Annotated in this window: 7 protein-coding genes; 6 read left to right on the top strand and 1 reads right to left on the bottom strand. The window is 68.5% G+C overall.

What is annotated here, in order from left to right:
• Window positions 1-7: 7 nt before the first annotated feature.
• Entirely contained in the window at window positions 8-451 is a 444-nt protein-coding gene (locus HUA75_RS26645; protein ID WP_174456948.1) for an HIT family protein, read from the bottom strand.
• A 260-nt stretch (window positions 452-711) separates the two neighbouring features.
• On the opposite strand from HUA75_RS26645, the gene HUA75_RS26640 reads away from it, so the two are divergent.
• The 6 genes from HUA75_RS26640 (at window position 712) to HUA75_RS26615 (ending at window position 11,694) form a co-directional block, all read left to right on the top strand.
• Entirely contained in the window at window positions 712-2,385 is a 1,674-nt protein-coding gene (locus HUA75_RS26640; protein ID WP_254627794.1) for a carboxypeptidase-like regulatory domain-containing protein, read from the top strand.
• Between the two features lie 293 nt (window positions 2,386-2,678).
• Window positions 2,679-4,481, top strand: a complete 1,803-nt coding sequence (locus tag HUA75_RS26635) for an Ig-like domain-containing protein (RefSeq protein WP_174487960.1) — start codon at window positions 2,679-2,681, stop codon at window positions 4,479-4,481.
• 173 nt (window positions 4,482-4,654) lie between these two features.
• Complete coding sequence (locus HUA75_RS26630; protein ID WP_141646727.1) at window positions 4,655-5,125, top strand: response regulator; 471 nt, start codon at window positions 4,655-4,657, stop codon at window positions 5,123-5,125.
• 119 nt (window positions 5,126-5,244) lie between these two features.
• On the top strand, window positions 5,245-9,054 hold the full coding sequence (locus tag HUA75_RS26625) for an SUMF1/EgtB/PvdO family nonheme iron enzyme (protein WP_371746224.1): 3,810 nt from the start codon (window positions 5,245-5,247) through the stop codon (window positions 9,052-9,054).
• A 192-nt stretch (window positions 9,055-9,246) separates the two neighbouring features.
• Window positions 9,247-10,260 (top strand): ADYC domain-containing protein, encoded by a 1,014-nt coding sequence (locus tag HUA75_RS26620; protein WP_174487958.1) that lies wholly within the window; start codon window positions 9,247-9,249, stop codon window positions 10,258-10,260.
• Window positions 10,261-10,446: 186 nt separating this feature from the next.
• Entirely contained in the window at window positions 10,447-11,694 is a 1,248-nt protein-coding gene (locus HUA75_RS26615) for an efflux RND transporter periplasmic adaptor subunit (protein ID WP_141646724.1), read from the top strand.
• Window positions 11,695-11,717: the final 23 nt, after the last annotated feature.

The following is an 11,717-nucleotide window of genomic DNA, read 5'->3' as shown; positions in this document are numbered from 1 at the left end:
AGGGGCCTCAGTCCGTCAGTGAGGCGGCGAGCGAGCGGGCGGCGGCCTCCAGTGTCTCGGCCGGGAGATGATCCGCCGGGGCGGCATCGAACACCGCGCGGCCCCACAGGCGCTGAGGCGTGTCCCGGAAGCGAGGCACCAGGTGCAGGTGGCAGTGGCGCAGCACGTCGCCGATGGCGAACGCATATGCGTGCTCGGCGCCGAGGACCGCGCGTTGGGCGCGCATCACCCGCGCGGCGAACGCGCCCAGCTCGCGAGCCGTGGCGTCATCCAGCTCGTACCAGGCACGTGCATGGTGCTCGCTGGAGATGACGACCCAGCCAGGAACGGGACTGGGGCCCGCGACGCCATGCAGCACCAACCCCGGGGCTCGGGCCAGGATGCCGCCCACGGGACGGTGCTCGCCGCGAGCAATGGCACAGCCGAGACACGGTTCATTCACATCCACCATGGAGCCACCGTAGCAGTCGGTTTTCGCCGGGGAAGCCGCGTGCGGAGGCGCATCGCACCAGGGCGGGTCGCATGGGACCCGCTGAAAAGTAAGAGAATGGGAGGGGTGTGATGTGATCCCTAGGGGTGCGGTGTATCGGTTGTGGGAGGGGTGTGAGTGAGACTGTCGCCTGCTTGACGTGGAGGGGCCGGGTCGGAGAGTGTCCGCCCCACGCTCTTGGGGGCGTGAGAGCTCAAGCAAATCTTTTCAAGGTGGGGATGATGAAGAAGCATCTGGTCATGGCCGTGGTGCCGTTCTTGGCGCTGGGGTGCGGTGATGATTTCAAGGATGAGAACGGGGATGGCATCGCCGACGGCATTCGTGAGCCGGACAGTGTGACGGTGGTGACGCCCGCGACGCCGAAGGGGACGGTGTCGGGCCAGGTGTTGAGCACGGACCTCAAGGCGTTGTCCGAGGCCACGGTGGAAGTCACCATCGGCAGCTCGGCGGATCCGCTCTCGGCGACGACCGACGCGAAGGGCAACTTCGAGTTCAAGGACGTCCCGGCTGGCTCCCAGGTGCTGCTGACCTTCACCAAGACGGGCTATGCCACGCTGCGCGCGAGCTCGACGATTCCCTCGTCGGCCGGCAACGTGCCCATCAACAACGCCAACGTGAGCTTTGGTCCCGTGACGCTGACGCGGCTGGACGGCTCGCTGCGCTTCCTGCTGGTGACGCCGCAGGGCCGTCCCGCGGCGAACGTACGCGCGACGCTCGAGGCCTCGCCCGCGGGCACCATCATCCTGTCGAACACCGACAACACCACGCGCGTGATGAGCACGGTGGTCGTGGAGGCGACGTCCGACGACCAGGGCGTGCTGAACTTCCAGGGCATCCCGACCGCGCAGGAACTGGCGCGCTATTCCACCCCCGGCCAGCTCGGCACGTACAAGCTGTGGGTGTCCGCGGTGGACTCCAACAGCGACGGCGTGCCGGAGACCAACGGCTACGTGGACTCCTACTCGGCCTCCAGCGTGGTGGCCTCTGGCACCACGCGGCTCATCACCCTGCCGTATTCGCAGGTGAGCAACCTCCCGCTGAACGTCGAGGGCAGCAACGTGGCGATGCTGCGGGGTGCCTCGGATTCGCATCCGCTGCGCAACATGGTGCGGTCGGGCGAGCCCATCTACCTGTACTTCAACCAGCCCGTGCAGCAGAGCTCCCTGTTGGTGCGCCTGACGGACGAGTACGCCAAGGAGTCGCTGCCCGTCACGGTGGCCCTGGGCAATGGTGGTTATACCGCCACCATCACTCCGGGTAACGGGGTGGTGCAGACGGGCAAGGAGTACAACCTGGACCTGCGCGCTGTCTCCGCGGAGAACGGGGACCTCTACTCGACCAGGGGCTTCTTCTTCGGTGGCGAGCCCGGGTCCATCTCACCGGTGACCATCGCGGAGGCGCGGTACCAGGAGAGCCTGGTTCCCCCCAATGTGCAGAACCTCAACGATGGTGAGCGGGTGTACATCAACTTCAGCGCTCCGGTCTGGTCGCCTTTTGAAGGTGGGTTTGAGAGTGCGGAGGTCTTCTTCACCACGGACCTGAACGGCGACTCGATTCAGGGCAATGTCAGGGGTGAGCAGGGCAACGCTCGGGGCTTCCCTCTGATCCGGGATGAGCCGGCTGGTCCCTACGTAACGCGTACGGATCGGCCTGAGTTGCCTGTCTTTCCCATCACCGGTTCGCTGTACAGCACGCGTTACTCGTTCATCTACACGTCGGGTGGTATTCCGTACTCGACGCTGGCACCCAACGGTGTGAGTCTCGTGGTTGCGTTTTCCAGCCTGGGCCGCCGAGGCCTCATCGGCAACTACGAGAGTATCTGGGGGCAGCCCATCACCGCGGACCTGACGGTGACTGGGATCGCGATTCAACCCGCTCCTGTTACTCCTCCGTAGTAACCCGATTCTACGAGGCCTCGCCAAAACTGCTTCGTTGATGGATGACTGCGCCTCCGTGGGACACCCCACGGGGGCGTTTGTGTTTTTGATGGGCTCGCACGACGAGCGAGCGCGGAGATACGTGGTTGATGTCGCGCGGCTGGCTCTGAATCTCATGGAGTAGACGTGGGTCCGCTTGACGAGATACCAGTGACTGCTCGGCTCTTCCCAACAGTGACCCCGGCCCCTATGTCCCAAGGGCGAGCGATGGTGACATCGCACTGGAACAGGGATTGCCTTCTCTGTGAGTCATGCATCCATTCCCGCAACGTGCAGTGATTGTCTGTCTGGGGCTCCTGATGGGGGCCTGTATCGACGTCCCAGAAATCCAGCAGGTGGTCGAGGAACCTGATGGGGGTCCCGACACGTCACCAGATGCTTCGACGCCCGACGCGGGTGAGCCATCCGTGCTGGTGCGGCTTGTTTTATCGCGGCACGTGACGAACGGCCCTGTCGACGTCAGGGCCGAACTGAGTGGACCCACCCCAGAGCGGGTGGAGTTGTTGGTCAATGGCAGGTCCGTTGAGACGCTGCTCCCCCCATACGAGATGTGGTGGGATACCCAGGCGCTCGAGGAGCGACAACACGACCTGCGCGTGAGGGCAACCCTGGGGGCGAGGGTATTCCTGAGTGAGCCGCAGCAGCTCATGGTGGACCGGTCTCCTCCGATAGCACTCTCTACCAGCCCCGGGTCAGGGGCTCGCTTCGTCCCGGTGGGGCAGGAAGCGCAGGCCGTATTCTCGGAGCCTCTTGATCCGGCGACGGTTCATGTGAACTCCATTCGGATGTTCGCGGACGCCGAAGCCGTCGAGTCCGAAATCTCTCTGTCCGGAGATGGGACCATCGTCACTGCACGTTCCACCTCGAAGTGGCCTGTCGATGCGCTGATGAAGGTGTCACTTGGCGCCGGAGTGACAGATCTGGCTGGTAACCCACTTCGGACCATGGAGCAGGAGTGGAGTTGGACCGTGCCGGGCTTCATTCCCTTGGGCGAGCCATTGTTCCCGGACTCGGGAAATCACACGATCCCAAGCGATATCGACATGCGAGTGGATGGCTTGGGACGCCCTGTCGTCGCCTGGCACGATGGTGAACGAAATGCGGTGTTCGTCCGGCGCTGGACGGGGGCGTCGTGGGAGTTGCTGGGGTCCGGTCTGAACTCTGGGACCGCTGATGCAAACCCCTCCCAAAGCTCACTCCAACTGGATGCGAACGGTCAACCTGTCGTTGCCTGGGTCGAGCAAATGGAGTCCACGGTTCATGTTCGCCGTTGGAATGGGACGGGTTGGGTTGCGATGGGAGAAGCCATCCAAAGTCCGCTTCTTCTCTGGAACCTCTTCCTCAGGACGGATGGTGCTGGGCAGTGGTTCTTGGGTGGCCCAGCAAGCAACGTAGGGGGTTCTCAGGTATGGGTCTGGAAGTGGGTGGACGACCACTGGACTCAATTGGGCACGGCGCTCAAGGTCAACGCGAGTATGGCTATCTCCGGTATGCAGATGGACGTTGACGCAGCTGGGAATCCTGTCGTCTTTTGGAGCGAAAGAGATTCTGCGTTCATCGATACGGTGTATATGCGGCGGTGGTCTGCGGGAGACTGGAGACCCGTTCCCTTTCCGTTTCAGGATTTCGGAACAACGACCGGTGTGGATGCTGCGGGACGCATCCTGATCGTCAATTCTTTGGGACACGAAGACTCCCAGGTGTGGGGAGTGAGTGGAGAGACCTGGGCCGAAGTGGGAACGCCGATTGAGGGACGCTTCCCTGCGGCAGGAACTCGAGTCTCCGTGCGCGGATTTACCCTGGATTCCACGGGAGTGCTGGTGGCGCTGCTGCGTGAAGCGGAAGCCCCTGGCCAGCCCGAGACATTTTATGTCCGTCGTCTTCGTGCAGGCGCTTGGGAGTCGATCAGCGGGTTGTTTCGCCCCCTCCCCGATGTACCTGTGGGCAGGCCGCCCGTATTCGGGATGGCCCCTTCAGGTCGGCTTTTCATCGCCAGGACCGAGTACACCGCGCCGAAGATTCAGCCTCTCCGCGTCTACATCTCCAACGAGTGAGCAGCCCGATGTGCTTGTGCGGCGGTGACGCGTCCACCTTCGTCCTCGCGGTCCCCACCGTTCTCCATTGAACGGTGGGCAGGGGGGGCTCGAGTCGTAGTGGGGTGGGCGCGATGGTGGATGCGTGCATAGATTGTCCACCGCTGTTTCCCCACACGTGAGGCGCCTGTTCCATGAAGCACACGGCCACCCCCACTTCTGAAGACAGGGTCTCCACCGCGACGTCGGATGCGTCAGGCGGGGGACGCAAGCGGGTCCTGGTCGTCGACGACTTCGACGACGCCCGGGAGATGTATGCGGAGTACCTGGAGTTCGTCGGCTTCGAGGTGGATACCGCCCGGGATGGCATGGAGGCGGTGGAGAAGGCCCAGTCGAGCGAGCCGGACATCATCCTCATGGACCTGTCCCTGCCCGTCATGGACGGCTGGGAGGCCACCCGGCGCATCAAGCAGGACCTGCGCACGCGCGACATCCCGGTGATGGCCCTGACCGGCCACGTCCTCGCCGGCAACGCGGAACACGCACGCGAAGCGGGTGCCGACGAGTTCGTCGCCAAGCCGTGCCTGCCTCAGGACCTGGAAAACAAGATCCGAAACATGCTCAAGCCGAGCAAGGCTCGTAAGCGGGAAGGGCAGGAGGGCTGAGTCCTTCGCGAAGGGTGAGTGCCCACCACCCGACACTTCCCTGAGCCCCCCACCGTGCCGGCGTCGCAACGAGCCGGGCCAGGGTTGCCGTTCCAACCTGGGATGCATACGCCCTCATGGTGGGAATCCCTGCCGCCTCGCCGCAGCCGGACGCGTGGGCTCCGCCCCAGGAGTTCGACGAGTACCGAATCGTGCGGCCCATCGGTCGAGGGCGGACAGGCCGTGTGTATCTCGCCCAGGACACGCTCCTTGAACGCCCGGTGGCGGTGAAGTTCATCCCCGCGCTCGGCTCCAATGCCCTGGCCCGCTTCCTCGTCGAGGCCCGCGCCGCCGCGCGCATCCAGCACCCCAACGTCGTCACCCTCTACCGGGTGGGACAGCTCGACGAGCAGCCCTATCTCATCTCGGAGTTCATCCGGGGCGTGAGCCTGGACCGGCTCGTGAAACCCCTGCGCTGGGAGCGCGTGCTCACCATCGGCCGTGATTTGGCCCGGGGCCTGAGCGCCGCCCACCGTCGGGGTGTCCTCCACCGCGATATCAAACCCGGCAACGCCGTGCTCACCGAGAGCGGCGCCGTGAAGCTGCTCGACTTCGGGCTCGCCAAGCTCCTGGACAGCGCCGCCGGAGCCGATGACGCCCCGCCTCTGCGAAATCCCGCCCCCCCAGAGCTGCCGGCGGACCTGGACCCGGAGGCCAACCCGCACTTCTCCGCGCGCTCCCTGGACGGCGTCTTCCTGCCCTCGCTCCCCCAGGGCGCGCTGGTGGGCACGCCCTACTACATGTCTCCCGAGGCCTGGGCGGGCGAGGACCTGACGGCCCGCAGCGACGTGTACTCGCTCGGCGTCGTCCTCTACGAACTCTGCGTGGGCCGTGGCCCCTTCCGGGACGTCGTCTGGCGCGAGCTCCCGCATGTGGTCCGCACCCAGGACGCGCTCCCCCTGGCGGATGTCGCTCCCCACGTCGACGTCGCCTTCGCCGGGGTCATCGACCGCTGCCTGCGCCGCGAGCCCTCCGAACGCTTCGCCTCCGCCGCGCTGCTCCTGGAGGCCCTCGAGGCCCTGTCGCGCGAGGACACCCCCACCCACGTGCCCGAGGGCAATCCCTACCGGGGCCTGCGCGCCTTCGAGGCCGAGCATCGCGCCCTCTTCTTCGGCCGCCGCCGCGAGTGCCGCGCCGTGCTGGAGCGGCTGCGCGCCGAGTCCTTCCTGCTCATCACCGGCGACTCCGGCGTGGGCAAGTCCTCCCTGTGTCTGGCCGGCATCCTCCCCTCCGTGGCCGAGGGCGGACTCGAGGATGGACGGCGCTGGCACTCCGTCCGACTGGTGCCGGGCCGCAAGCCCGTCGCCGCGCTGGCCGCGGCGCTCGCGCCCCTCCTGGCCGTGGACGAGGAGCCCCTGGCCGAGGCACTCCGCTCCGAGCCCTCGTGTCTGGTGCGCAGGCTCCGGGCGCGCCTGGGCGCCCGCGAGGGACTGCTCGTCTACGTGGACCAGCTCGAAGAACTGGCGACCCTGGCCGAGCCCCTGGAGGCGGCGCTGGCGGGACAGGCCCTGGGCGGGCTCGCGGAGGGCGCCAGTGGCGTGCGCCTGCTGGCCTCCAGTCGCAGCGACTTCCTCACCCGGCTCACGTCCGTGCCGGGCCTGGGCGCGGAAGTCCCTCGCGCGTTGTACCTGCTGCGCGCCCTCACGTCCGAGGAGACACGGGAGGCCGTCACCGGCCCCGCGCGCGTGAAGGGCGTGCGCTTCGAGTCGGAGGCGCTGGTCGACTCGCTCGTCACGGCCGCGGCCGAGGGTGGGCTCCCGCTGCTCCAGTTCGCGCTCGCGGAGCTGTGGGAGGCCCGCGACGCGAAGGCCCAGGTGATTGCCCAGGCCGCGCTGGACTCACTGGGCGGCGTCGCGGGCGCGCTGGCGAAGCACGCGGACGCGGCGGTGGAACGATTGCTGCCGGACCAGCGCGTGGCGGCGCGGGGCGTGCTGCTGCGCCTGGTCACCGCCGACGGAACCCGGGCGCGCAAGACGGACCGGGAGCTCGCGGGAGAAGACGTGCGCTACCGCGCGGCGCTGGAGGCGCTCGTCCGGGCCCGACTGCTGGTGGCGCGCGAGGCATCGGAGGGGACTTCCTACGAACTGGCTCACGAGGCCCTGCTCTCCGGTTGGAACGCGCTGGCCCGCTGGCTCGCGGAGGCCGCCGAGCGTCGCGAGGTCCAGGCCCTGCTGGAGACCGCCGCGGCGCACTGGGAGAAACACAACCACTCGCGCGAGCTGCTGTGGGGGCCTCGCCAGCTCGCCGAGGCGGCGGTGCTCGACTCGGGCGAGCTGACGCGCCGCGAGCAGTACTTCCTGCGCGCCTCGCGCCGCACCCTTGTGCGCAGCCGCGGCGTCCGCCATGCCCTGGCCGCGGGCTTCATCCTGTCACTCGGCCTGGTGTACGGCGGGCTGAAGCTGCGCGAGCGTTGGAGCCTGGAGCGTCAGGTGCGCGCGGAACTGGACGAGGCCCGGCACTCCCTGGAGACGGTGGTGGAGACGAAGGACCTGCTCCACTCCGAGCGCGCCGAGGCCTTCCGTCTCTACGGCAGTGGCCAGAAGCTCGACGCGGACCGGCTGTGGAGCAAGAGCGTCGCCCGCGCCGCGCAGTTGCGGCATCGCTTCGATGGTGTCTCGGGACGGCTGGAGCGGGCCCTGGCCCTGGCGCCGGAGCGGCCGGACGTGCGCGACGCGCTCGCGGACTTCCTGTTCGAGCGCGCGCTGTGGGCCGAGCAGGACGGCGAGTCCGCGGCGCTGCCCACGCTCCTGCAACGCCTGCGGCTCTACGACACCCAAGGCGAGCGCTGGAAGCGGTGGACCGCGCCCGCGCGCCTCACCCTGGATGTCGCCGCGCGCGACGTGGAGGTGGAGCTGCGCCCCGTGACGCGGGATGGGCTCGGCAATGAGCAGCCAGGGCCTGCGCTGCCGCTGGAGTCGGAGCCCTGGATGGACGTCTCCGTCCCGCCCGGGCCGTACCAGCTCACGCTGCGCGCGTCACACCACGAGCCGGTGACGCAGCCCTTGTTGTTGCGACGCGGAGAGGCTCGGCGGCTGGAATTGCGGCTGCCTCGCGCGGGCTCGATTCCCGCGGGCTACGTCTTCGTGCCACCGGGTGAGGTGCGCTTTGGCAGCGCCGCCGATGCCAGCGTCCGTGAGTTCTTCAACGCGGTGCCACAGCACGCGGTGCAGGTGCCGGGCTTCCTCATCGCCCGCCACGAGGTGACGTACGCCGACTGGCTCACCTTCCTCGAGTCGATGTCTCCCGAGCTGCGCGCCTCGCGCCTGCCTCACGTGGGCACGGGCGGGTATGCGGGGCACCTCTCGCTCGACCGGGTGGACGACGTCTGGCGACTGCGCTTCCAGCCGGGCAATGTGCCGTACGAGGCGCGTGCGGGAGAGCCGGTGCGCTACGCGAATCGCGCGCGGCGGGGCGAGCAGGACTGGCTGCGCTTCCCGGTGAGCGGCATCTCCTTCGCGGACGCGGAGACGTACGTGTCCTGGCTGTCGTTCAGTGCCCGCGTTCCTGGCGCGCGGCTGTGCTCGGAGCTGGAGTGGGAGCGCGCCGCGCGGGGTGTGGATGGACGCGAGTTCCCGCACGGCGACAGGCTGGGCCCAGACGACGCCAACATCGACGCCACATACGGCAAGCAGCCCGGAGGCTTCGGCCCGGACGAGGTGGGCAGTCATCCCGCGTCGCGCAGCCCCTTCGGTGTGGACGACATGGCTGGCAATGTCTGGGAGTGGACGCGCTCGTGGCTGGAGCCGGGGCGCGCGGTGGCTCGGGGTGGGAGCTTCGCCTTCGCGGCCACCTCCGCGCGCGCGACGAACCGGGAGCTGCCGGAGCCCTCACTGCGCGACGTGACGATGGGCCTGCGCGTGTGCGCGGACCTGCCCACATCATCGCCTTGAGGGACGCTCGGTCGGTCACTGAGGGAGCACCCTGGCTACCGGACGATGGAACCGCCTGTCAGTCCTGCCCCTGACTGCTTGCTGCCTCCGTTCGGACGATGCGTGTGTCCTGGAATCATCAGTCCGGCTTGCAAGCGGACAGGCTCCTGCGAACCTTGTGTCCAGTCGAGCTGGGCCGGGGAGGTTCGGGGCATGGTGGCGAGGCGGATGGTGGGGGCGATGGTCATCGCCTGTGGGTTGGCGGGGTGTGGAAGCGCCGTGGACGACCGGGAGCCCGAGACGCTGGGAACCCAGGTGGCCGAGCTGTCCGCGCCCAACGGGCGCAACCTGAATGGCCGCAATCTCAACGGGCGCAACCTCAATGGCTCCGAGCTGGGGCAGATGCTGGTGGGGGTGCGCTTCATGGGTGCCGCGCGCGCGGACCTGGGCGCGCTGACGCGGACGTGGCTGGACGGCAGCGTGCTCCGCGGCGAGTCCCATGACGGCACGGTGATGTCCGGGATGGACTTCCTCGGCACGCACTTCGTCGGGGAACTCGGGAGCGGCGACACCGTCGCCCTGCGCGTGGACGACATCCAGCCGGGCACGGGCGCGAGCGAGGACGTCTGGGTCTATCGCGTCTCGTACTACTCCCTGGCGGACAACACGTGGAAGCCCGCGTGTCAGGCCGAGGATGGCTCCGCGCTCGGGGCCATCCCCGTGGAAGGGCGCTGGGACTATCGCCAGGGTGTCGCTGGCGGCGGCGCGAAAATCGAGGACACGCAGGCCTTCACCTTCGCGTGCGAGGGCGCGGCCATCGCCAAGTGCGTCCGCTTTGGCTACCGCCCCTGGGCCACCACGGTGATGGGGCGAAGCCTGGCTCCCTTGCACCAGGCCTGCACGCGCATGGTTCGCGCGGACTTCTGCGGCGACGGCACCTCGTACACGGTGGATGGGAGCTGGGTGAACCTGTACGACGCCTCGGGCGTGCAGCAGGACTCCGAGGGCTGGAGCGTGGAGGCGGAGTGGGACGCCTCGGGCGCGCGCTGTCGCACGCCGACGACGCGGGCCCGCGAGCGCCAGGTGGCGTGCTCCTCGGGGACGATTCTGCCGACGTGTGGCCTGCCGACGAACTTCCTGCTCGGCACGCTGCTGATGAGCGAAATCCCGGCCGCGGCGACGCAGGGCCCCGTCCTCCTGGCGACTCCGGAGCCGAGCGCCTGGTGAGCCCGGCTGCTGGCCATGTGCATGAGCGGGCGTCCTGCCTGCCTCTGTCTCCTGGGGCGAGGAGCGGAGGCGGGCGACTTCCGGCGGCAAGGGGCCGACACCACGTTTAGCCGGCCCGCCGGGGGCAGGGGAGGGACCGGCGGAGGACGGAGACGCGCGGTGAGACGAGCCCAACGGACGAGACGGATGGCGGCTGGCGGGACGTGGTGCCTGCTGCTGGCGGCGGCTTGTGTGGTGGCCGGCTGCAAGAAGAGCTCGGGCGAGCCAGCGCAGCCCGAGGTGCCCACGGTGACATTGGGGCAGGAGAACGTGGCGCTCGCACAGCCGAGCGAGCTGCGCTCCGGCCCTGGAATCTCGGGCACGCTCCAGGCCCGCACCGCGGCGGATGTTCGCGCACAGGTGGCTGGCACGGTCCTCGATATCGAGGCCCAGCAGGGGCAGGTGGTGAAGAAGGGCCAGGCGCTCGCGCGCATCGACGATGCGACGTTGAGGGCCCAGGTCATCGCCACGCGCACGGCGGTGTCCACTGCGCGCAATGCCTTGCAAGTGGCCGAGGCCGAGGTGGAGCGCAGCGCGAAGCTGGCCAAGGCCGGCGTCATCACCCAGCGCGAGTTCGAGCGGGCGCAGTTGTCGGTGGCGCAGGCGAAGGGGCAGCTCGCGGAGGCGCGCTCCCGTCAATCGCTGGCACAGGAGCAACTGGGGCGCACGCGGGTGGTGGCTCCCTTCGTGGGCGTGGTGAGCGAGCGGCAGGTGAGCGAGGGTGACGTCGTGCAGTTGGGCTCGCCGCTGTTCACCGTGGTGGACCCGCGCACGTTGCGCCTGGAGGCGTCGGTGCCGGCCGCGAATCTGGACCAGGTGAAGGTGCGCACGCCGGTGGAGTTCAAGGTCACCGGCTACGGAGACCGCTCGTTCACGGGACAGGTGGAGCGCATCAATCCGGTGGTGGACCCGAACACGGGGCAGGTGCGCATCTACGTGGCGATTCCCAATACGGACCTCCAGCTCCTCGCGGGGCTGTTCGCCGAAGGGCGCGTGGCCGCGCGGGCCGTGCGAGGGCTGTCGGTTCCGCTGGGCGCGGTGGATGACTCCGAGGGAAAGCCCACGGTGCTGCGCGTGCGAGACGAGCGTGTGGAGCGCGTGCCCATCACGCTGGGGCTGCGCGATGAAGTCGAGAAGCGGGTGGAGGTGCGCCAGGGGTTGCAGGAGGGAGACGTGGTGCTGCTCGGCTCCGCGCGCGACGAGGTGAGCGAGGGCGCGCGCGTGAAGGTGGACGCGCCACGTCCGGGAGCGCCGGTAGCAGGAGACGAAGGCCCTGGTGTCGGTGGTGGCGGCGCCGAGTCCGACACTCGCCAGGGCGGAAATGAAACCGCGCCCGCACGTCCCTCCCCGTCACCGAGCGAGTCCTCGGAGGGCGCGACGCCACGCGCGCCCTGAGTTCGCTGCGTCCCTTCGACTCC

The sequence above is a fragment of the Myxococcus sp. CA040A genome (assembly GCF_013336725.1).
Taxonomy (GTDB): Bacteria; Myxococcota; Myxococcia; order Myxococcales; family Myxococcaceae; genus Myxococcus; species Myxococcus llanfairpwllgwyngyllgogerychwyrndrobwllllantysiliogogogochensis.
Note: the sequence above shows the minus strand (reverse complement) of the source record. Positions and strands in the feature narration are given on the sequence as shown.